Genomic DNA, 24,925 nt, shown 5'->3' with positions numbered 1-24,925 from the left:
TTAACGCGGTTTTTTATTACTTTTTTTGTATATTAGTACTCTCTCCTAAAAAATATAAGAATTAATTAATAGTGTAGTTTTTATAAAAAATCAATAAACCTCTATTAAAATGAATAGAATAGTACTTTACATTAATGATGTTTTAGTTAGTCTTGATATTCCCCCTTTAGTAAAAGTCACAGATAAAATGTATCACCATTCTTTAAAAAGAAGACATAAAAGTTTAACAAAAGAAAATATTGAGTAAATTTTTTTAAATTTATTCAATGAATATAGAATACATTAGAGCATACTGCCTTAATAAATCACACGTTACTGAAAGTTTCCCTTTCGACAAGGATACTTTGGTGTTTAAAGTAGCAAATAAAATGTTTGCTTTAGTATCATTAAAAAAATGGGAGGAAGGTGTCGGGTTTATTAATTTAAAATGTAACCCAGACTATGCGTTAGAACTTAGAGCTGAATACGAAAGTATAACAGCTGGGTGGCATATGAATAAAAAACACTGGAATTCGGTCTACATTTATAAAAAAGAATTGCAACCACATTTTATAATTGAATTAATAAACCATTCTTACGATATGGTTGTTAGGACCTTGCCTAAAAAAGTTCGAGAAACGTTATAATGTCATTAAACAATCGTTTAAAAATCAATTTCTTTCATAATCATAATAAACATACCTTTACGTTTTAAAATTTTATTATGAGTTTAGAAAGAGAACTGAAGAAAAGAGCAAACAATATATGTGAATTGTGCGGACATAATGAACATATAGAAATATACACTTTGGCACCACATAAAGATATCAATTTAAAAAAATCAATAGTAGCCTGCAAAGTTTGTGTAGGGCAGATTGAAGACTCAGAAACTACAGACGCAAATCATTGGAGGTGTTTAAACGATAGTATGTGGAGTGAGCACGAAGCAGTTCAAGTAACTGCTTGGAGAATGCTTTCTAGACTTAGAAAAGAAGGTTGGCCACAAGATTTACTTGACATGATGTATTTAGAAGATGAGGTTTTAGAATTTGCAAAAGCGACAGGAGAAGGAGAAGCAGATCCCAATAAACTAATTCATAGAGATGTTAATGGAGTTGTTCTACAAGCAGGGGATTCTGTTGTTTTAATAAAAGATTTAAAAGTAAAAGGCTCTAGTATGGTTGCAAAACAAGGAACAGCTGTAAGGCGTATTTCTTTAGATCATGAAAATGAAAAATATATAGAAGGAAAAGTAGGGCCAACACAAATCGTAATTATTACAGATTATGTTAAGAAATTATAATCTATAAAAATAGTACCAATAAAACAGGCAATCAATACTTTTGATGGCTTGTTTTATTGGTGTCTTTTTAATGTCGCTTTGTAGGTTGAGGGATTCGTAAATTTAATGGCTTTAAACTGTCTATTAAAGTTTGAAATATTTTTAAAGCCTGTTTTATAAGCGATTTCAGAAACAGCATCAGCTTTTTGCGACTCCATTAACTTGCAGGCATATTCTATGCGGAGCTCATTTAAAAACCTGAAGTAAGTCTTGTTGGTTCGTTTCTTGAAGTATTTGCAAAAGGCATTTTTTGTCATTGCAGCAACGTTAGATATTGTTTCTAAACTAATGTCTTGATCATAATACTTCATTGTGTATTCAAAAATATCTTGCATTCGTTTTCCTTCTGTAATACTGTATTTTTTGTTATAAATAAAAGAAGATAAACTGGTGTATCGGGCTTTTGAAGCTTTTTTTAAAAGCTGTAATAATAGGATGAAACGCTCTAGTTTAGATCCTGTTTTTAAGTTTAAAAACAAATCCTTAAAATGCTCTGTTAGAGGTGATATCATAAAACCGTGAAGGGAGCGTTTAAAAAACACGCGAAGCTCCTTTAACTCTTCAAGCATAAAAAAGGAATTGCCAAAACTGTTTTCTGTAAAAAATAAACTAAGCATATGTGACTTACTAGAAGCCACACTATCGCTTTTAAAAACATGTGGCAGATTGCTGCCAATAATTAAAACATCACCTTGTTTGTAGTAGTTAATGGTATCGCCAACAATAAGTGTCCCCTCGCCCTTAAGGATAAAACTCAACTGAATCTCTTCGTGTTGATGTAATTTGTCATAAAAGAAATCATTAACATCCTCTTGAAATACAAGTGCATCATATTCTGGTTTAGGAATCTTAAAAGGCAGTATCTTCATAGTACTCGTATTAAGCAAATAATAACCAAATTTAATATAAAAAATAAGATATAGGATAATATTGTATCAATATAGGATAAAAAGTTAATAAAAAGACATTAAATTCTAAATTACTTTTGTAGTCTTAAACGATGAGATTATGAGCATAAAATGGAAAGGCGTTATGCCAGCTGTAACAACTAAGTTTACTAAAGAAGATACTTTAGATTTACCTAGTTTTGAAATTAATATTCACGCGCAATTAGAAGCAGGAGTTAGTGGAATTATTTTAGGGGGAACTTTAGGAGAAGCAAGTACACTTACCGATGAAGAAAAACGGGTTATTGTAAGAAAAGCGGTAGAGGTTGTGGCAGGTAAAGTACCTATTGTTATGAATATAGCAGAGCAAACAACAAAAGCAGCTATTGATGCAGCAAGGAAAGCAGAAGAAGACGGTGCTTCTGGCTTGATGATGTTACCACCTATGCGTTACAAGGCTGATGATAGAGAGACAATAACATATTTTAAGAAAGTAGCAAAGAGTACGCGGTTGCCAATTATGGTGTATAACAATCCTGTAGATTATGGAATTGAAGTGAGCTTAGATATGTTTGATGAATTATTGCAAGAATGTCCAAACATACAGGCTGTCAAAGAGTCTACACGTGACTTATCTAATGTGACCCGTATTAAGAATCGTTTTGGAGACCGGTTAGCCATTTTAAGCGGAGTAGATACTTTGGCTTTAGAAAGTATATTAATGGGGGCAGATGGATGGGTTGCTGGATTAGTCTGTGCTTTTCCTGCAGAAACAGTTACTATTTTTAATTTGGCTAAGGCGGGGAGAGTTGAAGACGCTTTGGGAATTTATCGTTGGTTCTTACCATTGTTAGAATTAGATATAAATAGTAAATTAGTACAAAACATTAAATTAGCAGAAGTTGCAACCGGAATAGGAACAGAAATGGTACGAGAGCCCCGTTTGCCTTTAGTAGGAGAAGAAAGAGAAAAAGTGTTGGCTATTATTGACCAAGGCATAAAAACAAGACCTAAACTTTCAGGGTACAAGGTGTAATCATAGTAAATTGAGAGCAGATCAATTAAAAGTGTTATCTAAGATTAAAAGGTTTTATTAAGAAAAGAGTGTTAAGTAGCAGAGAATATACCTAGTTATAGAGAAAGAATTATTAATTATAAAAGAATACTCAGGAAGAGAGATTGTAAAATGATTACAGGAAAAAGTTATATAGGAGATATGCTTTCGGCAGCAGGAAACAAAACATATAAAACCTTCAATCCCGAATTGAATCGTGAAAATGAATTTGTTTTTGTAGAAGCGACTTCTCAAGAAATAAACCAGGCTGCAGAATTAGCAAAAGAAGCCTTTAAAACTTATAAAAATACTTCAGGAATAGAAAAAGCGATTTTTCTAAGAGCTATAGCAGAAGAGATCGAAGCATTAGGCGATGATTTGATTGCTGTTTACACCTCGGAATCGGGCCTCTTAGAAGGGCGGGCTAAAGGTGAAAGAGGAAGAACTGTAGGGCAATTACGTGCTTTTGCAGCTCAAATCGAAGAAGGGTCATGGGTTGAGGCTAGTATCGATAGCGCTCAACCAGAACGGCAACCTATGCCAAAGGTCGACCTTCGTAAAATGATGGTGCCAATAGGTCCAGTCGTAGTCTTTGGAGCCTCTAATTTTCCTTTAGCTTTTTCTACGGCAGGTGGAGACACCGCAGCTGCATTAGCTGCAGGCTGCCCCGTAATTGTAAAATCTCACCCAATGCATTCTGGAACCGGAGAAATGGTTGCTTCAGCAGTGTTAAAAGCAGCAAAGAAAACAGGAATGCCAAATGGTGTGTTTTCAAATTTAAATAGTAGTGGAATTAAAGTCGGGCAAGAACTTGTGCAACATCCAAATGTGAAAGGAGTAGGGTTTACAGGAAGTATAAGCGGCGGACGTGCGTTATTTGACTTGGCATCTAAGCGGCCAGAACCTATTCCTGTTTTTGCTGAAATGGGGAGTGTAAATCCCGTAATATTACTCCCTAAGGCTTTAAATGAAAAGGCAGCGAATTGGGCGAGAACTTATGCTGGATCTATTACTTTAGGAGCAGGACAGTTTTGTACAAACCCAGGGTTACTAATAGGGATTAAAGGAGCAGGGCTAACTCAGTTTACAAAAGTGCTGGCAGAAGCGATTGTGAAGGCAGAACCTCTGTGTATGTTGCATCCAAATATTATTGGAGCTTATGAAAAAAATAAAGCGAAGCTATTAGACGAACCGAAGTTAAATGTACTTGCAGAATATACCGATGAGGTACAGTCTAATTATGCTAAGCAAGTAGTTTCTAGAGTTAGTGGAGCGACCTTTTTAGAGAACCCTGCATTACATAATGAAGTTTTTGGTCCGTTTTCAATAGTTGTAGAATGTGATAATGAATCGCAATTGGAAACTGTAATAGAGCACTTAGAAGGACAATTGACTGGAACTATAATTGCTAAGGACAGTGAATTAGCAAGCAATATGAATATCGTTATGGCGTTGCAAAATAGAGTCGGGCGTCTTATCTTTAATGGCGTACCCACTGGAGTTGAAGTGTGTCCGTCTATGTTGCATGGAGGGCCTTATCCTGCATCTACAGATTCTAGATTTACAGCTGTTGGAATAGATGCTATAAAACGATGGGTAAGACCATTTAGTTTTCAATCTTGGCCAAATGCATTATTACCTAGTGAATTAAAAGATGAAAACCCTCTAGGGATTTTAAGGACCGTAGATAATATTAAAACAAGAGCAGCACTTTAAGTATGGCACGAAAGACTTTTTTTTGTGTAGATGCGCATACCTGTGGTAACCCTGTTAGAGTAATAGCAGGTGGTGGACCAGATTTAAAAGGGCGTAATATGAGTGAAAAACGTCAGCATTTTCTAAGCGATTATGATTGGATTCGTAAAGGGCTTATGTTTGAGCCTAGAGGACATGATATGATGAGTGGTAGTATATTATTCCCTCCTCATGATCCAGAACATGATTTTGCTATTTTGTTTATAGAAACCTCAGGCTGTTTGCCAATGTGTGGTCATGGAACAATTGGAACAATTACAATTGCTATTGAGGAAGGTTTGATAAATCCTAAAATTCCAGGAAAAATAAAAATGGAAGCCCCTGCAGGTTTAGTTGAAATTGAATATCAACAAACGGGCAAAAAGGTAGATTGGGTGAAGCTCATTAATGTGAAAAGCTATTTGGCAGCTCAAGACCTAACGATTAATTGTCCAGGATTAGGGGAAATAACTTTTGATGTGGCTTATGGGGGTAATTATTATGCCATTGTTGATCCTCAACAAAATTTTTCGGGAGTGCAAGATTTTACTGCAAGTCAAATCATTCAGCTTTCTCAAGTCGTTAGAGAGCGAATTAATCTAAAATATCCAGATGCTTTTATTCATCCTGAGGATAAAACGATTAGAGATGTGACCCATATGCTATGGACAGGAGCCCCTATTGATCCAACTTCATCTGGACGTAACGCTGTTTTTTATGGAGATAAAGCCATTGATAGAAGTCCTTGTGGCACAGGAACGTCTGCAAGAATAGCACAGTTGTATGCTAAAGGAAAACTAAAAAAAGGGGAGTCCTTTATTCATGAAAGTTTTATAGGAAGTAAATTTATTGGCTGTGTAGAAGAAGTGGTGTCCTTGAATGGTAAAGCAGCTGTGATTCCAAGTATAAAAGGATGGGCTAAGGTTTTTGGTTACAATACAATTATTATTGATGATGACGATGATCCTTATGCATATGGTTTTCAGGTGATTTGATAAGGTGTGTAAATGAAATTGATTTAGAGAACTACAGAAATAAAAAGAAATGCCAAAAACGGTTATCATTATTGGAGGAGGAATAATAGGCTTAAATACGGCGTATTATTTACAAAAAGAAGGTCATAAAGTGACAGTAGTGGATCAATCTGATTTTTCTAGTGGCGCATCATTTGTTAATGCAGGATATATCACTCCAAGTCATTTTATTCCTTTGTCTGCACCAGGAATGATTAATAAAGGAATCAAATGGATGTTTAATTCAGCAAGTCCATTTTATGTAAAACCAAGATTTGATAGTGATTTTTTTAAATGGGCTTGGGCCTTTAAACGCGCTGCAACTAAAACTAAGGTTGAAAAAGCAATTCCAATAATAAAAGCAATCAATTTATATAGTAGAGACTTGTATGAAGAGATGAAGCATTCTTCTGATTTTAAATTTCATTATGAACGGAAAGGGTTATTAATGTGTTATAAAACAGATGCTGTAGGAGAAGCCGAATGGAAAATTGGGCAGCGGGGAATAGAAGAAGGTTTGGGAGTTCAAAACCTTTCTCTTAAAGAGGTTGAGAAAATAGAACCTAATGCAAGGTTAAATATTAGAGGGGCGGTATATTACGATTCAGACGCTCATATGACTCCAAGCGATTTTATGCAAAAAATGATGACTTATTTGAAGGCAAAAGGAGTTGTTTTTCTCGAGAACGAACGTGTTGACGATATAAAAATAGATAATAAAAAAATATCAAAAGTAATAACTAAAAACCAAGTGTTATTCGCAGATGACGTTGTTTTGGCAGCTGGTAGTTGGAGCCCTTTAATGACTAAAAAAATAGGTTTAAACATTCCAATGCAAGCAGGAAAGGGGTATCGAATAAATGTAGAGCGAGAAACAGGAATTACCATACCTGCTATTTTGTGTGAAGCTAAGGTTGCAGTGACACCTATGGATGGCTTTACGCGTTTTGCTGGAACAATGGAAGTCGCGGGAATTAACCATAAGGTTAATCCTAAACGAGTTAATGCTATTGCAGAAGCTGCTGAAAATTATTATAAAGGTATCGTTGTTAAGAGTATCGAAAAAAAGAATGCAGCATGTGGGTTACGACCTTGTTCACCAGATGGCTTGCCATACATTGGGAAATCTTCAAAATGCACAAATTTAACCATTGCAACGGGGCATGCTATGATGGGCTGGAGTTTAGGTCCAGCAACAGGAAAATTGGTAGCAGAGCTTATTTCAGATAAAAAAACAAGCTTAAATTTAAATCCTTTTCATCCTGATAGAAAATTTTAAGCTTGTTTGAATTGTAATTAATAATCAAAGGATTAGTTGGTCTCTTTTGATAAGAGCATAATTATATGGGCAGCACTCCAACTAAAGTTTTGAGCATGGAGTCCTTCACCTGTTAATGGATGATAGTTTTCTCTAATAGCTTTTCCTTTTTTGAGTAAGCCTTTTGCGTTGTTCAGTATTTTAAAGGTCGCTTTGTCGGCTTCTGCATTAAATCCATAATTACGTAACCCTTTTACTCCAAAGTAAGATTGATCTAACCAATTCGGGCCTCGCCAATACCCTTTTAATGGATCGAATTTGGGGTGATCTGCACTCATTGTTTGAAAAGGAACTTGGGTGTGAAATTTTTGAGGATTCATCATTTTATTTTTTACAGCTTCAGCTTGCTTTTGGCTAGCGGCGTTTGCCCATAGTGCTGTCCAGCCTTCACTACCTTCTCCTTTTATAAAGTGAGTGCCTTCTATGTTTGTGTCGTAAAACCAGCCATCGTTTTTATCATAAAATTGTTTTTGAATTTGCTTTTTTAAGATTTCAGCTTCTTTTAAGTAGGACGCAACCTCTTTTGGTTTTGAAAGTGTTTTTGCTAAAGTAGCTAGATAGTGTTTTTCGGCATATAAATAGGCATTTAAATCTACGCTTTCTTGGTTTAAAGAGTAGGCCCCTTTTGCATTTTTTAAAATTTTGGCATTATCAAATCTAATGGCATTATCCATTCCGCTTTCCCATTTCGCAGCAACCAAGGAGCCATCGGTAGAACCGTATTCGCAAAGCCCATCGTTATCATGATCTCGTTTTGTGTACCACCAGTTATGATATTTCTTTAGTTTCGGATAGAGCGCTTTAATAAAATTAAGCTCTTTATCTTTTTCATAAATTTTAAGTACAGCCCAAGCAGAAAGTGGAGGTTTTGTATCTCTGTAATTATGTTTTTCTATAAGGGTATCTCTAAATATACAATCGACAATAAAGCCATCTTCTTTTTGAAAATCGAACATTGCGCGGATTTGCTTTTTTGCTAAATCTGTATGGTAATAAGATAAGCCTACAGCATGCTTCCACGAATCCCAGGACCAAAATCCATGAAACCATTTGTAATGGTAACTAGGAAATAAACCTTCGTTTTTTATTTCACCAGCTGGAATTCGCCAGTTATTTTGTAGTGTAAGTTGTGCTTTTGCTAGCACGTTTGCATATTCCGTGGTTTTGAATTGTGTTTTTCGGTTTTTAATTAATGATGTTAATTGCGTTTCTTTTTCAATTTTGACTGTTTCTAAAATTGAATCAAAACTGGTAGTAGTCCATTTTTTTTGTTCTTCTTCCCAGGAATACTCAGGAAAAATAAAGGTTTGAGATATTATTAGTGTTTTTGATTGATTGGGCTTTAAAGCGAGCGTTTCAAAATGCGCATCGTAACTCTGGTTTGAAACTAATATAGAAATAAGATTTTTAGGAAGGTTTAAATAGCCTTTTGCTTCTGAATTTTCTGAAGAAAATACGATTGTTTCTTTTTCTGAACTTATAGAAATGCCAACGTCAAATAATTGCCCGCTTACAATTGGATATAATGTGATGTCTTTAGAGGAAATGTTCGTTATTTTAGTTTTTTGTAATACTGAATGTTTTGAAGCATACACAAGTGTTTGGTCTACTTTTAGTGTCGCGTTCTTAAACGTTTGCTCTAGATGGCTAGAAAAGCTATTTTGAGATTGTAAAGTGGTATTCCAATTAATAGCTTGTGTGTTGTTTTCTCCTTTTAAGCTAAGGTTAGCAAGTGATTTACTGCTCCAAACTCCATTTTGTTGTGTCATTAAAAATGGCCCTGTAAATCCGCCTATGTTCGATGTAGAATCGGGAAAGCTATAAGCAAACCATGCCCCTTGATCAGAAAACATTAATCCAGATCTATCTGTAGCGCTTTGAGGTGTTACTTGGTAATCGAGGATGTTTTTACTATAGTTTAATTGTGTAAATAAAGGGGGTTTTGATTGTGTTTTTTCTTGAGAGCAATTAGAAAATAGCGAAATTAATAGTAGTAGGAAAAGAGATTTTTTTAATAGAAGTCTCATAGTTTAAATGATTTTCTTTGTTCTGATGGCAACATTACTGTTTTATTGGTGTTTTTTTAAGATGTTAGTAAATGTGGGAGAAAAGTGCTGCTTTTTAGAATTTACATGTGCCATATAATTGTTTTTACTTTGGAATCTTTTAGTTCTTCCTCAGTGTAATTGTTCTTATCTGGTTTATTATAATTTGTTAAAGACATCTCATACGAAATATTAGATTTTTCATTATGAAGGTAGATGTGGAAATGTTTTACCATTAGTTTAAGGTTAGGGCGCTTCTCTTTAATTGTAGCATAGTTATCTCCTATTCTAATGTTATATTCGTCTTTAACTTTAGATTCTTGTATTATATAAACTTGTGATAAAATATTGCGTTTTGTGTTAGGTGTTGTTAGGGTGATTTTATTATTGTTTTTATTTAAGGTGTATGACCAATAGTCTGGTCCATCTTGGCTCGTTCTGTTTTTTGTTATATTGTAATTTGGGAAATATTTTTTTAATATTATTTCATTTAAAGGCATTCCCTTTTTTAGCTTAAGATTTGCTAAAGCATATTCTTCTAATATTATAGGAGTAGGGTTTATTAATTCTTCTTTGTGTTCAGATCCTATTAGTGGCGTTTCTATGCTTGTAGTTGTTTTTTTACAACAGGTAGTTATAGCAAGAATGATAAGAAGTAGTAAAGGTTTTAATATTTTCATAATTAGCATAAGTTGGTGCTGTGTTAAAGGTATAAAAAATAAAGGCCGTTTTTTTATGAGGTATTAAAAAATAAATCGCCTTCAATGTTTGTTATTTAAGATTTTGAAGACGATGTTTATAATGAAATTATAAAAGAAAACGGTTTATATTTGTTGATTGTGGGTTAGCTGTAAAAGTGATTTAAGTTGTTCTGTAATTCTTATAATATTTCAGTTTGTTTATTATAGAAAGCATGCTGTTGTTGCTTTAGAATAGCTTTGGCTATTTTTTTCTTATAAGCATATAGCTCTTCTTCGTTGGATAGGGCCTCGTATATTTTGTTATTTAATACATTGTCCGTCTTTAATAATACATTTCTTTGATAAGTGTTTTGAGCGGTCCATGTTTTAATTTTATTTTCATAGTCTTCCAATTTGTAGTCGTATTCTCCTCTTGGAGATATTAATTTAGAAAAGATAGGAGCGGTTTCTATGGCTAAAAATAGTAAAAAGATGAAAAAAGAAGGAAGCCACGGTAAGGTTGATAATGCATCAATACGTGCCATTATCCCATCAAAACCATCAATAATAGGTTGTGATGTACGAATTTGGTTTTTATATTCAGAGTTTAATTTCGATAATTCTATTTCTAAGGTATTTATTTTTGATTCATTATTTTGTTTTAAAGTTTGTAATTCTGCTAAAGCGCTATCATGTTTGTTTCGCTTTTCTATATAAACAGGGCCTTTTCCTAATAATTTTGAACCAGCTGTGCCTTCGGCTTCATTAATGTAAGTGTTATAAAGTGCATTCACTTCGGTTTCTTTGTCTTTTATCTGGTTTTGTAATAGCATTATGTTTTGTTGTAAAGCGTTAAACTTAGGCGTGTATTGTAATGCTATTTGATCTTGATTGGCTAAGGTTAAATTATTCTTTTGTTCTAAGAGAACCTGGTTTATTTCTTTTTCGAAAATTTTTAATTCTAAAGGCTTAGAAATTACAATGGCAATAATGATGGCTAATAATAAACGAGGGGCTACTTGAATAAGTTCATCCATAATTTTATCCCGTTTTTTAACTGTAGAAACAATGAAACGATCTAAGTTAAAAATAAGTAAGGCCCAAACCAATCCAAATCCAATGGCGGTAAACATAGTCTCGAAAATAGTGTAAAGTGCATAGCTGGAAGCGATAAAAGCCATTAAAGCTGTAAAGAAAACGGTAGCACCAATACCGGCGTATTTGTTTTGTTCCCCATTGGAAGAATGTTTTAAAATAGTGGAATCTGCTCCAGAGCAGATTATAAAAAAGTGTTTTAACATGATTTGATTGATTTGATTGATAGAATTATATAACGTTAAAAGTATCTTTTTGTTACATAAAAAAACCTCGGATTTTCGAGGTTTTTTGTCAATATCAATGCGGAAATGTCTATAATCCTTCTTATTTTCTAGGTGTTGGCGGTGGTGGTGGGAGTCTATTCCCATTTTCATCGATCCTATACCCTTCTTTATCGAAGTACTTTCTTTTATTATTCTTTTCAATGTAATAATAGTGCGTACCATTAATATCTTGGTATCCAGATTTAGCATTTTGTGGTGTTTCTCTTATAATTTCCTTTAATGTTTTTAATTTATGCTTAGTAGCCAATGGAGCTGGTGGTGGTGGCGGAAGATGAGATTTTTCTCCTTTTTTTATGATTGGTGATTTTGAGTATTTTGAATTATTCTTGTCAACAATTTTAATTAACACAGGAATTAATGTTTGGTTTTGTGTTTTGATTTCGAAAAGTTGAATAAGTTGACCTAAACGAGCCTCTTTAAGTAGTGATTTAGCAGCTCTGTTAATAGTGTTCCCTTTTACGCTTACTGTGGGTTTTCCAGGGAATTTAATTTTAAAACCTGTGACCATGGCTTCGGTACTAGTTGAAATAATAAGTTTTTCAATCCCCTTTTTGGATATAAACAAAGTACATTCATCACATAAAATACCATTAACTACTGGAAGAGTTTTATTAACATTATTGTTTATTTGTTCTTCCTTGTTTTTTGTGAGTTGTAATGGCGTTTCAGTCAGACCATGTAATGTGGTTCCTGTTTCTTTTTTAATTTTTTTAATACTGCTAAAACTAAATATAAGTCCTCCTAGTAGTGGAATCATTAATAGAGTCTTCAGTCTGATGACCTTTCTGGGTGTTTTTGATTTCATAATTGTAAAACGTTTTTTGATTAATGAATAATTAATGGCATTTGCCAATGAATACTGTGTGGTGTTTGATGAAAATTCTAAAAGTATTTTTTGATATGCTGATGTGTGTATGCCTTGATTCAATACGGATTGATCTGCTAGGAATTCATGATTAAGTTTGATGTTTTTTTTGCACCAGTAAATGATTGGGTTAAACCAGAACAGCACTTGCAGTAACTCTATAATAAGTATATCTATACTGTGTTTTTGTTTTGCGTGTGTTTCTTCATGCAAAAAGACTTCTTTAGGGATTTGTTGCGCTTTATACATGTTTTTATTTAAAAATATATAATTAAAAAAGGTATGCGGATGTACTAAATCCTCTAACATCACATGGGTAAATAGACGGTTTTTAAGTTTAGGATTCTTTTTTATTTTCGAAATAATATTACATAAATTAATGGAGAATTTAATAGCAAATAATAGCACGCCTAACCCATAAATACACCAAAATATAAACGGAACATAATTAACAGTTAAGGGTGGTTTTTCTTGAGTTTCTAAGGCGATTTCATTAAGGTTAGCTTTAAATACTTCTGGTAATATTTCAGGTTCTACATATTGGGTAAAGATTATTAAGGGGATACTAAAGGATACTAATAACGTTCCTAATAAATAAAAGCGTTTGAAAGTATGAATAGATTCTTTTTCAAGCATGAGTTTATAGAATAATAAAAAAACACTCAAACAAGCACTAAATTTAAATAAGAATAGAAACATAATTATTTGTTTTTAATTTCATTATCGATAATGGATTTCAAGTCCTCCAATTCTTTTTTTGTAAGATTAGTCTCTTTGGTAAAGAATGAGGCAAATTGGGAACTGCTATCATTAAAAAATTTTTTAATTAAACCATTTACATGTTTTGAGAAATAATCCTTCTTTTTTACCAGTGGATAGTATTGTCTTGAATTACCGATGCGTTCGTAGTTTATAAAACCCTTATCTGTCATACGTTTTAATAGCGTTGCAACTGTAGTTGTTGCAGGTTTAGGTTTAGGGTAAGCTTCTAATAAATCTTTCATAAAAGCTTTATCAAGTTTCCATAGGTGGTTCATTAAATCTTCTTCAGTTTTTGAAAGGCGCATATTTTCTTTTTTTAAATGTCTCTACAAATGTAGAGTAAATAATTGTATTCTACAAATGTAGAGCTCTTGAGTTTTTGTTTAGTATATAGCATTAGTGATTCGCTTTGCACTATTTAATAGATGATTTTGGGTAAAAAGTAAATTGAAAAAAGGGAACGCTATAAGTATATAATGCTCTTGAATATAAATGTTTAGCGTTCTAGTTTATTTTAATGTATTATATTTATGGAAAATTAACTGTTATGAAAAAATATATTATCTCCTTTGCCTTTTTTTGTTTAATTATAGCCTCTTCTTATGGTCAAACTATTACAGAAATTATAAATCAAGTAAGCTTAGATGAATTAACCTTGACACTTAATGAATTTACAGGTGAACAGTCTACAATAGTCAATGGGAATACTGTAACAATTTTAAATAGACAACAATCTAATAATGATTTGGCTGCAGATTATTTGGTTCAAAAATTAGAAGCGTTGGATAATATTGTAGTTACCGATCAAGCTTTTAATACCAATGGACGTAATATTATAGGAACGCAATTGGGAAAAACAAACCCTAATGATATTTATATTATTTGTGCGCATTATGATTCTGTAGCGAATTATTGTGCAGATGATAACGCTAGTGGAACAGCTGCTGTTCTAGAGATTGCTCGTGTTTTATCTAAACAATGCTTAGATAATACCATTGTATATGCGCTTTGGGATGAGGAAGAAATAGGTTTAAGAGGGTCTAATTTTTACGCCAGCTTAGCCCAAAATAATGGGGATAATATTTTGTCGGTATTAAATATTGATATGATGGGGTATGATGGTGATAATGACGATGATTTTGATATCGATGTTAGACAAGGTGATACTGGTTCTATAGGAATGGGGGAGGACATTGTAGCCATTCTAAATACACCGGATTATGGGTTTAATTTGAATGTAAATGTTGTTAATCCTGGCACATGGGCAAGTGATCATTCTAGTTTTTGGAGTAAAGGTTTTCCTGCTGTTTTGGTAGGGGAATCTTGGGAAAATGATGATGAAACTCCTTTTTATCATTCTTCAGGTGATCGCTTGAGCACCTTAGATATGCCTTATTACCACGAATTAACGCGATTAATTATGGGGTATATGGTTACTAAAGCAGGATTGGTGAATATAAATAATACTATAGCAATGGCTGATAATATACTAATGGCCAATCAAACAGGAGTAAGTTATCAATGGGTTAATTGTGAAACGAATACTCCTATTTCAGGAGAAACAAATCAGGCATTTACAGCATTAACAAGTGGGAGTTATGCGTTGCAAGTTACCTCTGGAGGATGTGTAGAAAGAAGTGAATGTATTGACGTTGATCTTTTGAGTGTCGTCGATTATGAGGAGATTCAATTTAAAATACATCCTAATCCAGCAACAACCACTTTAAATATAGATTTACCTAGCTATACGGATGCACAATATAAATTATTAGATATCAATGGGCAGGTAATCGCAAAAAATAGTATAAAAGATAAGGCTCGATATATAAATATTTCTAATTTAACTGGAGGTGTTTATTTTATTGAGTTAACGGTCGATCAGAAAAAAGCCATTCAGAAATTTATTAAGCGCTAGAGCGAGCGTTCTTTGCTCGAAAAATAGAATTAAAGAAGACCCACAGATAATTTTTTATTTGTGGGTCTTTTTTTGTTATTTATGTAATTCAGTAAAATAGGAATAAAAATAAGGAATGGTTTCAATACCTTTTAGGTAGTTCCATACCCCAAAATGCTCGTTAGGTGAGTGAATAGCATCACTATCTAAGCCAAAGCCCATTAATATAGTTTTACTTTTTAATTCTTTCTCAAAAAGAGAAACAATAGGAATGCTACCACCACTACGTTGTGGGATAGGTGTTTTTCCGAAGGTATTTTGATAGGCTTTTGACGCTGCTTGATAACCTACACTATCTGTAGGAGTAACATAACCTTGACCGCCATGATGAGGCGTAACTTTAACCGTTACACTTTTGGGAGCGATATTCTCAAAGTGTGTTTTAAAAAGTTGTGTAATGTTTTCCCAATCTTGATTAGGAACCAAACGCATCGATATTTTGGCATAAGCCTTACTGGCAATTACTGTTTTAGCACCTTCACCAGTATAGCCGCCCCAAATACCGTTAACATCTAAAGTTGGTCTTATAGAATTACGTTCGTTTGTTGTGTAACCTTCTTCACCATGTACAGCATTTATATCTAAAGCCTTCTTGTATTCTTCTAATGAAAAAGGTGCTTTGCCCATTTCTTTCCGTTCTTCCTTGGAAAGTTCTTCTACATTATCGTAAAACCCAGGAATAGTAATATGATTATTTTCGTCATGAAGCGAAGCAATCATTTGGGTTAAAATATTTATGGGGTTGGCTACAGCTCCACCATATAGACCTGAATGTAAATCTCTATTAGGCCCCGTTATTTCTACCTCAACATAACTCAAACCGCGTAAGCCAGTTGTTATAGAAGGAACCTCTTTTGAAATCATTCCTGTATCGGAAATTAAAATAACATCATTGCTTAGTTTTTTTTGATTTTCTTTTACAAATTTTCCAAGATTAACGCTTCCAACTTCTTCTTCTCCTTCTATCATAAATTTTACATTGCACGGTAATTGATTGGTAGTGGTCATAAACTCCATAGCCTTAACATGCATATACATTTGCCCTTTATCATCACAAGCACCACGTGCAAATATGGCACCATCTGGATGAAGTTTGGTCTTTTTTATAATAGGATCAAAAGGAGCAGAATCCCATAACTCTATAGGGTCTGCTGGTTGTACATCATAATGTCCGTATACCAGAACTGTAGGGAGATTATCGTCTATAATTTTTTCTGCATATATAATAGGGTAGCCATCTGTCTCACAAATTTCTACAGCATCACAACCTGCTTTTTTTAAACTGTCGGCTACAGCGTTTGCTGTTTTTATAACGTCTCCTTTAAAAGAAGAATCTGCGCTAATAGACGGTATTTTAAGTAATTCGATGAGTTCTGTTAGAAACCTGTCTTTATGTTCGGTAATATACGATTGAATATTTTGCATTGCCTTTTTTATATAGTTTCAGTAAAAATACGAAAAGGAGTATAATTTTATACGATTTAAATAGTTGAATATTCAAACTATTGTTTATATTTGCATCCTCCTAACGGAAATGAAATAATAATTAAGCGGGCGTGGTGGAATTGGTAGACACGCTAGACTTAGGATCTAGTGCCGCAAGGTGTGAGAGTTCGAGTCTCTCCGCCCGCACTCTGTGAAAAATCAAGCCGACTTGTAAAAGTCGGCTTTTTTAATTTTAATTATTAGCAAACTGTTCTTAACAGTGTTCTTTTTTGTCTCAAGATTTATTGTTAATTATGTGCAAAATTCGTGTTTAAGCTAAATAATTCTGCTTTTAAAGTCTGTAATTTAGTCTTCTATAGATGTTGTTATTGGCAATCATATATTTATTGTTAAAGTTTCGTATTTATTTTAAATAGAGGAGGTTATCAGGCTACAAATGACTTAACCAATAGCAGTCTTCATTTTTTATTTTATAAAAAAATGAAAAATATTTTTTATAGTTAGTAATCCTAACTATATTTGTATTGACAATAAAGTCAAACAATTTTTAAATTTAAACGAATTATGAGTAAAACAATTTTTTATCACGCAGGATGTCCAGTTTGTATTAGCGCAGAGCATGACATTGTAGATTTAATAGGTCGAGATAATGTAGAAATAGTAAATATTGGTGTTGTTAGGGATAGAATTTCCGAAGCCGAAAATGCAGGAGTAAAATCGGTTCCAGCTTTAGTAACTGGGAATGAAAATGTGTTACATATTAATTATGGAGCTTCTATAGCAGAAGTAAAGGGGTAATTTTTTAAACCATATAGTTAGGATCACTAACTATATGGTTCTAATTTAAAAACAAGAAACAATGAAATTATTAAAAAACATTTTGCCAGCATATTTCTTACTAAATGTATTATTATGCTCTGCACAAGTAAAAACAAATGAGGACTCCAGTTTTAAATTAACTGATAATTTAAAAATAACTAAAACAACAGTCGTTTACGATTCTAATTTAGAACATTACATCTTTAGTATAGAAGTAAAAGGGAAAGCAGGGAAAAGCGAACCAAAGGCAATAGGTCGTGTAGATGGAGCTCCAGTTTTAGGGTATGTATTTCCAACAAGTTTAAAATCTACAGATGTTGGGTTTTCTAAAACAGAGGGGATTGTTGCGCTAGCATTGACTTCGCATCCCGATTTTGACGACACTCCTATATGGGATGAAAATGCAGATAATAATTTTGCTAATGATGGTATTGTATGGCATCCACATTGGGTTGTTCTGGTCAAAGATAATCGCGTACCAGGAGGACTTAGTGTTAAACGTTTAGAAGCTAATAATAAAAAAGCTTTACCACCAACGAATCCTGGAATGCCAATGTATATGGATTCTCCTGGATATAATACGGTTACCAAAGGCAATGCTATAAAAGTTGTAGTTCCTAAATTTAGAATCAACAATATTCAAGATTTTAATTTTGATGGCGTAACAGCATATATGCAAGTGAATACTGGCTGGCAAAAAAACGATTTACCAATGTTAGGCGTTTATTCTGTATACAGTGTAGCTAGTGGAGATTTGTCTCTTCCTTATAAAGTAACGCATAAATAAAGGAATATAGCGCTTAGTAGTATTAACTAAAAATTCCCTCTAAAAATAAAATAATTATGAAAGTTTTTTTTATTCATTCTACTGTTTTATTTGCATTATTATTGGGTTGTGCAAAAAATAAAACAAGAAATCATAGTACAGCTGTTTACAATGCAAATGGAATTAGAGTATATGAGAAAATAACTGCGGATTATTTTTCAAAGGCAAGTCTGTCTTTAATCACAGCCGATGAGGATGTTGTAACTGGAAAAAATAAGTTTACTTATAATGTAAACAACTATCAATTAAAGGCACAATCTCCTAATGCAGAATCTAATGAATTGGCTAATTCTGGTAAAGGACAGCATATTCATTTTATAGTAGATAATGAACCATACCAGGCCAAATACGAACCTGCTTTTGAAGCCGATTTAAAACCGGGATCACATTTAATATTGGCTTTTTTATCCAGATCTTTTCACGAAAGTGTAAAAGAAAACAATGCTTTTGTTTTAAAGCAGTATCGATTAAATAATGAGGCGCCTTTGGCTGATATTACTAAAGATCCTTTACTCTTTTATAGCAGGCCCAAAGGGATTTACAATTTAGCAGATGGGAGCAATGTATTACTTGATTTTTATCTCGTTAATACAAATTTAAGTGAAAATGGAAACAAAGTGAAAGTATACTTAGATAACGAAAGTTTCACTGTTGTAAAATGGCAACCGTATATTATTGAAGGTTTAAAAGCAGGAGAGCATACGATACAGATAGTGCTTATAGACCATAATGGAAATCCCATTACAGGGCCTTTTAATGATTCAGGAAAAAGAAAATTTACAATTAAATAATGATTAAAAAAGAAAACCAATTTATTAGCTGTTTTCTGGGAAAGTATTAACCTAAACTTCCAAAAAGTAAGTACAGGTTTGCGATTTGATGTTGGATGAAAATGCTTTACAAGACTGTTAATAATTCAATATCGATTATAAATTAAAAATAGAATACAAATGAAAGTTTCAGTTTACGATACATACGTACCAATAGACGAAAATAAAATAATGCATTTCGACATTCTCGTAGAGAGTCAGGATAGTGTCATGAATGTTTATAAATATGGAAAAGAATATCTCGACGGAAAAGGGATTACAGACTATAAACTAACGGCAGAAGAATGTCAGTTTTGCCATATGGAAAAAGCTCCAGAAAACATTGTGAAAACAATTAGTAAAAAAGGCTATTTCATTATAGAAATGGAAAACTGTTAAATCGCTTTAAAGCGTTATTAACTTTTCTTGATTTTACTACAATCAAAAAAACTATATAATTAGTAAGCCTAATTAAATTAAAAAATATTTAACTAAATAACGTTGTTATGGAAGAATTGAAAAATAAATTAACCTCTGTTTCAGGGAAGCCTATTGCTGAGAATCAAAACGTGCAAACCGCAGGGAAACGTGGCCCAATGTTAATGCAAGATGTCTGGTATTTAGAAAAAATGGCACATTTTGATAGAGAAGTGATACCAGAACGTAGAATGCATGCGAAAGGCTCTGCTGCCTTTGGAACTTTTACCGTGCTCCATGATATTACTAAATATACTAAAGCAAAAATTTTTTCGGAAATAGGTAAAAAAACAGAAGTGTTTTTACGCTTTTCTACAGTAGCAGGAGAACGCGGTGCTGCCGATGCCGAACGTGATATTAGAGGGTTTGCGGTCAAGTTCTATACAGAAGAAGGAAACTGGGACTTAGTAGGTAATAATACTCCTGTTTTTTTTATACGAGACCCATACAAGTTTCCAGACTTAAATAAAGCCGTAAAAAGAGACCCTAAAACGAATTTACGTAGTGCAAATAATAATTGGGATTATTGGACACTTTTACCAGAAGCGCTACATCAAATCACGATGACTATGAGTGAAAGAGGGATTCCTAAATCATATCGACATATGAATGGTTATGGGAGCCATACTTTTAGTTTTATTAATGGTGATAATGAGCGTTATTGGGTGAAATTTCATTTTAAAACAGCACAAGGAATTCAAAATCTAACAGATCAAGAAGCAGAAAACCTGATAGGTAAAGACAGAGAGAGTCACCAACGGGATTTATTTGAAAACATTGAAAAAAAGGAATATCCAAAATGGAATTTAAAGATTCAAATAATGACAGAATCTCAAGCCAAAAACCATCCAGTGAATCCTTTTGATTTAACCAAGGTATGGTCCCATAACGATTACCCATTAATAGACGTGGGAGTATTAGAGCTTAATAGAAACCCAGAGAATTACTTTGCCGATGTAGAGCAATCTGCTTTTAATCCAGCAAATGTAGTACCAGGTATCGGGTTTTCACCAGATAAAATGCTACAGGGGCGATTGTTTTCTTATGGAGATGCCCAAAGGTATCGTTTAGGAGTAAATCACTACCAAATCCCAGTAAATACACCAAAGTGCCCCTTTCATAATCATCATAAAGATGGCGCAATGCGTGTAGATGGTAATGGAGGAAGCACCGTTCATTATGAACCGAATAGTTTTGGTAAGTGGCAAGAACAGAAGCAACATATAGAACCCGCATTAGACATAGAAGGCGCCGCAAATCATTGGGATTTTAGAGCAGATGATGCAGACTATTATACGCAACCAGGGAATTTATTTAAAATAATGACTTCTGAACAGCAACAGGTATTATTCCAAAATACTGCCAGATCAATTGGTGCCGCAGAACGATTTATACAAGAACGGCACATCATCAATTGCTATAGAGCAGATGTTAATTACGGGAAAGGAGTAGCAGGAGCTCTAGGTATTAAATTAACAGATTTAGATTTAAGCGCATTCAAGTAATTTCACTATGAAGAAGATTGATCTAGAGATAGGACACACGATTAAAGGTGAATTTGAAATAAAAAAAGTCAATCTTCTTTTGGTTTTTCAAGTGAATTGCCCTGGGTGTTTTTCATATGCATTACCGGTTTTTAATAAGCTATATAATCAATTTAATAATAAAGAGATTGGTTTTTTAGCCTTATCTACTGCATTTGAGGATTTTGATAAGAACACTATAGCGAATACCAGAGCCCTTGTAACCAAAGGCCACTTGGTAGGAGAAACAAAAAAATATATGGAAGAACGAAAAGAAGATAAACTACCATATAGTCTCTATTTTCCAGTAGCGATGGATTCTTTTCAAGATGGCCGTACAATAGATTTGGATGCCGCTTCAAATAAAATTTGCCAGCTTAATAGAAATTATAGTCAATGGTCCGATTTTGAAAAAACAATGTTTAAAAAACAGGTACAAGATTATTTAAAGCGATTAGATAAAATAGCTTTAACATTTACGCTAAACCAATTAAGAGGAACGCCTAGCTTTATCTTATTTAATGAAGACTACGAGATATTAAGTGAATGGTTTGGCTATGTAACATACGATAAAATGATAAATAACATCAATCAATTCATTTAAAGGACATAAATAATAAAATGTTTAATACTATGGAAAAAAAAGAAGTATGGCTACCGAGCTTAATAACTAAATCAGCTCAAGAAGGCTTTGAATTAGCCATAAAATTATCTAGAATGGGAGTTAAATCGACTCAACCCGATATAACGGTTTTAAAAAAATTAAGACCTGTATATTCAGAAGATGCTAATGGATTATTAGCGTCTTCCCAAATTGTAGCGTTAAATTTTCAGACTATTGCAGCTGCTAATAACTATTGGAGATAGTTTCATTTGTTTTTTACAATAAATAGTTGGTATTTTGTTAGGATTACTAACTTTGCAGGACTAAAATATTATTAATGTCATATTATAATCTAACAATAAATCCCAAAGAAGCTATAATTCCTTTAGAAGCACTTCAATTTAGTACTATAAATAAAAACATCATAAGTCAATTCTTAAAAGAGTTTAAGCATATTGAAAGATTAAAGGAATTTGGTTTACCTATAGATAATAAACTATTACTTTATGGACATACAGGCTGTGGTAAAACGGCAACAGCAAAGGCTATTGCAGATAAATTAGGGAAAAAAATAATACTGCTGGATTTAGGTGATTTTGTCTCTTCAAGATTGGGGGAAACCGCTAAAAATATAGCAGCGTTTTTTTCAAAAGGAGCACATGCTAATACTGTTTTGTTCATAGATGAGTTTGATGCTGTAGGTAAAATGAGGGATTATGACCAGAAGGATTCTGGAGAAATGAAGCGATTAGTCAATACTGTTATTCAATTAATAGATAATTTATCAGAGGATACATTGCTTATCGCGGCTACCAATCATGAGAAAGTGATTGATTCAGCTTTATTAAGAAGGTTTCAACTAAGACTAAAATTTGAACCGCCTACTCAAAAAGCATTAGATGTTTATTATGATGTATTATTAGAAAAATATCCTTTTGAATTTAGGCAGATAGATAGAATTTATAAGGTGTCTTATGCAGAAGCAAAAAATATTGTATTTAAAAAGATAAAGGAGCAGGTTATTATACAGGAAGAAGCTAAATTGAAGCATACTCTTAAAATATAAATGCGATGAATGATAACGATATAAATCAGAAAATTACACAAGCACTCGAAAGAATTTCAAAAGCATTTAGAGTTTTACTTTGGGAAGAAAGTAAGAAATATGGCATAAGTCCTATTCAAATACAGATTCTTACATTCTGTTTATCACATAAGCCTGAAATGCTAAAAGTTAGCTTTTTAGCAAAGGAGTTTGATCTAACTAAAGCGACTATTAGTGATTCTGTAAAAGTTTTGATGAAAAAAGAACTGTTGAAAAAAATACCAGACACTTACGACTCTAGAAGCTATACCGTTGCATTGACACAAAAAGGAAAAGATTTAGCTCAAAAAACAAGTCTTTTTGCAAACGCTTTAGAAACGGCAGTAAATTCGATAAATAGCGACCAAAAGGGACGGTTTCTAAAAAATATAATGGATATTATTTATAGTTTAAATAAGAAAGAAATTATTACTATAGAACGAATGTGTTTAACCTGTCAGTATTTTAAGAGCGAAAATAGCACGCACTTTTGCAAGCTTTTAAATAAAACATTAAATAATAGGGAGCTGCAAATAGACTGCCCTGATCACAAAATGTAGAAGTGATTTATGAATAACATAGTACATAATCTGAATATTATTCAACAGCGAATAAAAAAGGCTTGCCTAAACGCAAAGCGAGACCCTAAAGAAGTACGTCTTTTATTAGCGACTAAAACAGTAGATTCAAGTAAAATAAGTGTGGCTATAGAAAAAGGAGTCCCATTAATAGGAGAAAATAAAGTACAAGAGCTAAAACAAAAATATAATACACTTAAGCAATGGAATCCCGAGGTCCATTTTATAGGCCATTTACAAACGAATAAAATAAAAGAAGTTTTAAAAAGCGTTTCTTGTATTGAGTCTGTAGACCGACTTTCACTCGTTGAAAAATTGCATAAAAGATTAAACTTAGAAGCGAAAGAAATCGATGTTTATATTCAGGTGAATACCTCATACGAAGAAAGTAAGTTTGGAGTTGCACCAGAAAATGTAATAGAACTTATTCAAGCAGTTTCAAAATTTAAAAATATACATATAAAAGGGCTGATGACTATAGGAGTGCTAAGTTCTAAATCTGAAGAGGTAAGAAGATGTTTTAAATTATTAAAACAAATCCAACAAAGAGTTAAGCAACTTAACATTCCAAATGTTGAGATGAATGAGCTTTCAATGGGTATGAGCGATGATCTGGAAGTGGCCATAGAAGAAGGTGCAACTATTGTTAGAGTAGGAACTGCCATTTTTGGAAAAAGAAAATACCCAGATAGTTACTATTGGAATGAAGAAAAATAACAAATATAAACGACGTATTCATTATATTCAACATGCCTCTTTTGAAGGTTTAGGGTATATAGAAAATTGGGGTTTAGAAAATGGTTGCAGCTTTACTAGAACTCAGGTTTTTAAACAGGACAATTTTCCAAATTTAAGCGATATTGATTGGCTTATTGTAATGGGAGGTCCTATGAATATTGACGAAGAAGAACAATATCCTTGGTTAATTGAAGAGAAAAAGTTTATAAGAGGCGCTATAGATGCAGATAAGGTGGTGCTTGGTATTTGTTTGGGGGCACAATTAATAGCGTCTACTCTCGGTGCTCGAATATACCCGAATGAAAAGAAAGAAATAGGATGGTTTCCTGTAACTATGACAGCGGAAGCTGGGAAATATTCATTACTTAATCAATTTCCAGAAGAATTTAATGCATTTCATTGGCATGTTGATACTTATGATTTACCCAAAGATGCAGTGCATTTAATGAAAACAGAGGCTTGCGCTAATCAAGCATTTATATACAAGACAAAAGTCGTAGGATTTCAGTTTCACATAGAGGTAACGCCAGAAACAATTATGGATATGATTAAGTATTGTGGAAGGGAACTTAAAGTTGAAGGTTTTATACAGTCTAAGGAAGAAATTATGAGTGGTTTAGCGTATAGTAAACAGGCGAATACATATTTGAAGGCATTTTTGAATACCTTGCTGCTCGTTTGAGACTATAAAGGTTTGAAGTACGTCTTTTAGGTTTTTAAAAAAAGCGTTTTTGAGAACAGCATTGTAAAATAAGTATGAGACTATAAAAATAATAGGGCGACACTATCCTAAAAAGTGTGTAAGTTTAGTTTTAAATAACAGTGAGAGGGGCTCCTGTTTTTGCTCTATTAAAGCGAAAATCTAAGGTTACTTCTTCATCTGGGGCTTTTTTGAAAATTATGACACTATCCTAAAAAGTGTGTAAGTTCAAAATTTCAGGGTTAGGTTATTTATATCCTAATCCTGTTTTCAAATATAGCTAAAAATTGGTTTAGTATAAGTCCC

26 protein-coding genes and 1 tRNA gene are annotated in these 24,925 nt (G+C 33.1%); 20 read left to right on the top strand and 7 right to left on the bottom strand.

The annotated features are described in order from the left end of the window. Positions 1–109 precede the first annotated feature (109 nt). The 3 genes from AC2D8I_RS11975 to AC2D8I_RS11965 all read left to right on the top strand — a co-directional run bounded on the left by AC2D8I_RS11975 (position 110) and on the right by AC2D8I_RS11965 (position 1,282). Positions 110–247, top strand: a complete 138-nt coding sequence (locus tag AC2D8I_RS11975) for a hypothetical protein (protein WP_484706254.1) — start codon at positions 110–112, stop codon at positions 245–247. A 19-nt stretch (positions 248–266) separates the two neighbouring features. Then, a complete protein-coding gene (locus AC2D8I_RS11970; RefSeq protein ID WP_484706253.1) occupies positions 267–626 on the top strand; it encodes an MmcQ/YjbR family DNA-binding protein in 360 nt (119 codons plus the stop codon). A gap of 77 nt (positions 627–703) precedes the next feature. Then, positions 704–1,282, top strand: a complete 579-nt coding sequence (locus tag AC2D8I_RS11965; RefSeq protein WP_484706252.1) for a PhnA domain-containing protein — start codon at positions 704–706, stop codon at positions 1,280–1,282. A gap of 53 nt (positions 1,283–1,335) precedes the next feature. On the opposite strand, the gene AC2D8I_RS11960 is transcribed toward AC2D8I_RS11965, so the two are convergent. Further along, positions 1,336–2,190, bottom strand: coding sequence for an AraC family transcriptional regulator (locus tag AC2D8I_RS11960; RefSeq protein WP_484706251.1), 855 nt, complete (start codon positions 2,188–2,190; stop codon positions 1,336–1,338). A gap of 139 nt (positions 2,191–2,329) precedes the next feature. On the opposite strand from AC2D8I_RS11960, the gene AC2D8I_RS11955 reads away from it, so the two are divergent. The 4 genes from AC2D8I_RS11955 (at position 2,330) to AC2D8I_RS11940 (ending at position 7,288) form a co-directional block, all read left to right on the top strand. Then, the gene (locus tag AC2D8I_RS11955; protein WP_484706250.1) at positions 2,330–3,244 is read left to right on the top strand and encodes a dihydrodipicolinate synthase family protein; all 915 of its coding nucleotides are present in this window, start codon (positions 2,330–2,332) and stop codon (positions 3,242–3,244) included. A gap of 150 nt (positions 3,245–3,394) precedes the next feature. Continuing rightward, positions 3,395–4,978, top strand: a complete 1,584-nt coding sequence (locus tag AC2D8I_RS11950) for an aldehyde dehydrogenase (NADP(+)) (protein WP_484706249.1) — start codon at positions 3,395–3,397, stop codon at positions 4,976–4,978. A 2-nt stretch (positions 4,979–4,980) separates the two neighbouring features. Continuing rightward, on the top strand, positions 4,981–5,991 hold the full coding sequence (locus AC2D8I_RS11945; protein ID WP_484706248.1) for a 4-hydroxyproline epimerase: 1,011 nt from the start codon (positions 4,981–4,983) through the stop codon (positions 5,989–5,991). 49 nt (positions 5,992–6,040) lie between these two features. Then, the gene (locus AC2D8I_RS11940; RefSeq protein WP_484706247.1) at positions 6,041–7,288 is read left to right on the top strand and encodes an NAD(P)/FAD-dependent oxidoreductase; all 1,248 of its coding nucleotides are present in this window, start codon (positions 6,041–6,043) and stop codon (positions 7,286–7,288) included. A 32-nt stretch (positions 7,289–7,320) separates the two neighbouring features. Here the strand turns inward: AC2D8I_RS11940 and AC2D8I_RS11935 are convergent, their stop codons facing one another. The 5 genes from AC2D8I_RS11935 to AC2D8I_RS11915 all read right to left on the bottom strand — a co-directional run bounded on the left by AC2D8I_RS11935 (position 7,321) and on the right by AC2D8I_RS11915 (position 13,366). Further along, positions 7,321–9,354: an MGH1-like glycoside hydrolase domain-containing protein gene (locus tag AC2D8I_RS11935; protein ID WP_484706246.1), complete on the bottom strand. Its 2,034-nt coding sequence runs from the start codon at positions 9,352–9,354 to the stop codon at positions 7,321–7,323. A 101-nt stretch (positions 9,355–9,455) separates the two neighbouring features. After that, positions 9,456–10,052 (bottom strand): hypothetical protein, encoded by a 597-nt coding sequence (locus AC2D8I_RS11930; RefSeq protein ID WP_484706245.1) that lies wholly within the window; start codon positions 10,050–10,052, stop codon positions 9,456–9,458. 200 nt (positions 10,053–10,252) lie between these two features. Next, the gene (locus tag AC2D8I_RS11925) at positions 10,253–11,353 is read right to left on the bottom strand and encodes a DUF4407 domain-containing protein (RefSeq protein WP_484706244.1); all 1,101 of its coding nucleotides are present in this window, start codon (positions 11,351–11,353) and stop codon (positions 10,253–10,255) included. A 121-nt stretch (positions 11,354–11,474) separates the two neighbouring features. Continuing rightward, positions 11,475–12,935, bottom strand: coding sequence for a M56 family metallopeptidase (locus AC2D8I_RS11920; protein WP_484706243.1), 1,461 nt, complete (start codon positions 12,933–12,935; stop codon positions 11,475–11,477). 65 nt (positions 12,936–13,000) lie between these two features. Continuing rightward, entirely contained in the window at positions 13,001–13,366 is a 366-nt protein-coding gene (locus AC2D8I_RS11915) for a BlaI/MecI/CopY family transcriptional regulator (protein ID WP_484706242.1), read from the bottom strand. A 242-nt stretch (positions 13,367–13,608) separates the two neighbouring features. Here AC2D8I_RS11915 and AC2D8I_RS11910 point away from each other — a divergent pair, with 242 nt between their 5' ends. After that, positions 13,609–14,976 (top strand): M28 family peptidase, encoded by a 1,368-nt coding sequence (locus tag AC2D8I_RS11910; protein ID WP_484706241.1) that lies wholly within the window; start codon positions 13,609–13,611, stop codon positions 14,974–14,976. Between the two features lie 75 nt (positions 14,977–15,051). Here AC2D8I_RS11910 and AC2D8I_RS11905 read toward each other — a convergent pair whose 3' ends face one another. Continuing rightward, complete coding sequence (locus AC2D8I_RS11905; protein ID WP_484706240.1) at positions 15,052–16,440, bottom strand: dipeptidase; 1,389 nt, start codon at positions 16,438–16,440, stop codon at positions 15,052–15,054. A 125-nt stretch (positions 16,441–16,565) separates the two neighbouring features. On the opposite strand from AC2D8I_RS11905, the gene AC2D8I_RS11900 reads away from it, so the two are divergent. The 12 genes from AC2D8I_RS11900 to AC2D8I_RS11845 all read left to right on the top strand — a co-directional run bounded on the left by AC2D8I_RS11900 (position 16,566) and on the right by AC2D8I_RS11845 (position 24,601). Continuing rightward, positions 16,566–16,647 (top strand) — tRNA-Leu (locus AC2D8I_RS11900). A gap of 378 nt (positions 16,648–17,025) precedes the next feature. Beyond that, complete coding sequence (locus AC2D8I_RS11895; RefSeq protein WP_484706239.1) at positions 17,026–17,259, top strand: thioredoxin family protein; 234 nt, start codon at positions 17,026–17,028, stop codon at positions 17,257–17,259. A 61-nt stretch (positions 17,260–17,320) separates the two neighbouring features. After that, positions 17,321–18,067, top strand: a complete 747-nt coding sequence (locus tag AC2D8I_RS11890; protein WP_484706238.1) for a hypothetical protein — start codon at positions 17,321–17,323, stop codon at positions 18,065–18,067. Positions 18,068–18,123: 56 nt separating this feature from the next. After that, on the top strand, positions 18,124–18,897 hold the full coding sequence (locus AC2D8I_RS11885) for a hypothetical protein (protein WP_484706237.1): 774 nt from the start codon (positions 18,124–18,126) through the stop codon (positions 18,895–18,897). A gap of 159 nt (positions 18,898–19,056) precedes the next feature. Continuing rightward, the gene (locus AC2D8I_RS11880) at positions 19,057–19,314 is read left to right on the top strand and encodes a DUF2024 family protein (RefSeq protein ID WP_484706236.1); all 258 of its coding nucleotides are present in this window, start codon (positions 19,057–19,059) and stop codon (positions 19,312–19,314) included. A 107-nt stretch (positions 19,315–19,421) separates the two neighbouring features. Beyond that, positions 19,422–20,897 carry a catalase gene (locus AC2D8I_RS11875; RefSeq protein WP_484706235.1) on the top strand — a complete coding sequence of 492 codons (1,476 nt, stop codon included), beginning with the start codon at positions 19,422–19,424 and terminating at the stop codon, positions 20,895–20,897. Between the two features lie 7 nt (positions 20,898–20,904). Next, positions 20,905–21,519, top strand: a complete 615-nt coding sequence (locus AC2D8I_RS11870; RefSeq protein ID WP_484706234.1) for a hypothetical protein — start codon at positions 20,905–20,907, stop codon at positions 21,517–21,519. 29 nt (positions 21,520–21,548) lie between these two features. Beyond that, positions 21,549–21,782 (top strand): hexameric tyrosine-coordinated heme protein, encoded by a 234-nt coding sequence (locus AC2D8I_RS11865; protein ID WP_484706233.1) that lies wholly within the window; start codon positions 21,549–21,551, stop codon positions 21,780–21,782. 74 nt (positions 21,783–21,856) lie between these two features. After that, entirely contained in the window at positions 21,857–22,585 is a 729-nt protein-coding gene (locus AC2D8I_RS11860) for an AAA family ATPase (protein ID WP_484706232.1), read from the top strand. A gap of 5 nt (positions 22,586–22,590) precedes the next feature. Beyond that, a complete protein-coding gene (locus tag AC2D8I_RS11855; RefSeq protein WP_484706231.1) occupies positions 22,591–23,163 on the top strand; it encodes a MarR family winged helix-turn-helix transcriptional regulator in 573 nt (190 codons plus the stop codon). Positions 23,164–23,172: 9 nt separating this feature from the next. Continuing rightward, entirely contained in the window at positions 23,173–23,898 is a 726-nt protein-coding gene (locus AC2D8I_RS11850; protein WP_484706230.1) for a YggS family pyridoxal phosphate-dependent enzyme, read from the top strand. Next, the gene (locus AC2D8I_RS11845) at positions 23,885–24,601 is read left to right on the top strand and encodes a type 1 glutamine amidotransferase (RefSeq protein ID WP_484706229.1); all 717 of its coding nucleotides are present in this window, start codon (positions 23,885–23,887) and stop codon (positions 24,599–24,601) included. The genes AC2D8I_RS11850 and AC2D8I_RS11845 overlap by 14 nt, the downstream gene beginning before the upstream one ends. Positions 24,602–24,925 lie beyond the last annotated feature (324 nt).

Source organism: Lacinutrix sp. YIN62, assembly GCF_057219185.1.
This window is presented reverse-complemented; position numbering and strand designations above follow the sequence as displayed.

Bases quoted from the DNA above. Each gene is read 5' to 3' on its own strand.
- AC2D8I_RS11975 (WP_484706254.1), top strand. From the start codon at position 110: ATGAATAGAATAGTACTTTACATTAATGATGTTTTAGTTAGTCTTGAT.
- AC2D8I_RS11970 (WP_484706253.1), top strand. From the start codon at position 267: ATGAATATAGAATACATTAGAGCATACTGCCTTAATAAATCACACGTT.
- AC2D8I_RS11965 (WP_484706252.1), top strand. From the start codon at position 704: ATGAGTTTAGAAAGAGAACTGAAGAAAAGAGCAAACAATATATGTGAA.
- AC2D8I_RS11960 (WP_484706251.1), bottom strand. From the start codon at position 2,190: ATGAAGATACTGCCTTTTAAGATTCCTAAACCAGAATATGATGCACTT.
- AC2D8I_RS11955 (WP_484706250.1), top strand. From the start codon at position 2,330: ATGAGCATAAAATGGAAAGGCGTTATGCCAGCTGTAACAACTAAGTTT.
- AC2D8I_RS11950 (WP_484706249.1), top strand. From the start codon at position 3,395: ATGATTACAGGAAAAAGTTATATAGGAGATATGCTTTCGGCAGCAGGA.
- AC2D8I_RS11945 (WP_484706248.1), top strand. From the start codon at position 4,981: ATGGCACGAAAGACTTTTTTTTGTGTAGATGCGCATACCTGTGGTAAC.
- AC2D8I_RS11940 (WP_484706247.1), top strand. From the start codon at position 6,041: ATGCCAAAAACGGTTATCATTATTGGAGGAGGAATAATAGGCTTAAAT.
- AC2D8I_RS11935 (WP_484706246.1), bottom strand. From the start codon at position 9,354: ATGAGACTTCTATTAAAAAAATCTCTTTTCCTACTACTATTAATTTCG.
- AC2D8I_RS11930 (WP_484706245.1), bottom strand. From the start codon at position 10,052: ATGAAAATATTAAAACCTTTACTACTTCTTATCATTCTTGCTATAACT.
- AC2D8I_RS11925 (WP_484706244.1), bottom strand. From the start codon at position 11,353: ATGTTAAAACACTTTTTTATAATCTGCTCTGGAGCAGATTCCACTATT.
- AC2D8I_RS11920 (WP_484706243.1), bottom strand. From the start codon at position 12,935: ATGCTTGAAAAAGAATCTATTCATACTTTCAAACGCTTTTATTTATTA.
- AC2D8I_RS11915 (WP_484706242.1), bottom strand. From the start codon at position 13,366: ATGCGCCTTTCAAAAACTGAAGAAGATTTAATGAACCACCTATGGAAA.
- AC2D8I_RS11910 (WP_484706241.1), top strand. From the start codon at position 13,609: ATGAAAAAATATATTATCTCCTTTGCCTTTTTTTGTTTAATTATAGCC.
- AC2D8I_RS11905 (WP_484706240.1), bottom strand. From the start codon at position 16,440: ATGCAAAATATTCAATCGTATATTACCGAACATAAAGACAGGTTTCTA.
- AC2D8I_RS11895 (WP_484706239.1), top strand. From the start codon at position 17,026: ATGAGTAAAACAATTTTTTATCACGCAGGATGTCCAGTTTGTATTAGC.
- AC2D8I_RS11890 (WP_484706238.1), top strand. From the start codon at position 17,321: ATGAAATTATTAAAAAACATTTTGCCAGCATATTTCTTACTAAATGTA.
- AC2D8I_RS11885 (WP_484706237.1), top strand. From the start codon at position 18,124: ATGAAAGTTTTTTTTATTCATTCTACTGTTTTATTTGCATTATTATTG.
- AC2D8I_RS11880 (WP_484706236.1), top strand. From the start codon at position 19,057: ATGAAAGTTTCAGTTTACGATACATACGTACCAATAGACGAAAATAAA.
- AC2D8I_RS11875 (WP_484706235.1), top strand. From the start codon at position 19,422: ATGGAAGAATTGAAAAATAAATTAACCTCTGTTTCAGGGAAGCCTATT.
- AC2D8I_RS11870 (WP_484706234.1), top strand. From the start codon at position 20,905: ATGAAGAAGATTGATCTAGAGATAGGACACACGATTAAAGGTGAATTT.
- AC2D8I_RS11865 (WP_484706233.1), top strand. From the start codon at position 21,549: ATGGAAAAAAAAGAAGTATGGCTACCGAGCTTAATAACTAAATCAGCT.
- AC2D8I_RS11860 (WP_484706232.1), top strand. From the start codon at position 21,857: ATGTCATATTATAATCTAACAATAAATCCCAAAGAAGCTATAATTCCT.
- AC2D8I_RS11855 (WP_484706231.1), top strand. From the start codon at position 22,591: ATGAATGATAACGATATAAATCAGAAAATTACACAAGCACTCGAAAGA.
- AC2D8I_RS11850 (WP_484706230.1), top strand. From the start codon at position 23,173: ATGAATAACATAGTACATAATCTGAATATTATTCAACAGCGAATAAAA.
- AC2D8I_RS11845 (WP_484706229.1), top strand. From the start codon at position 23,885: ATGAAGAAAAATAACAAATATAAACGACGTATTCATTATATTCAACAT.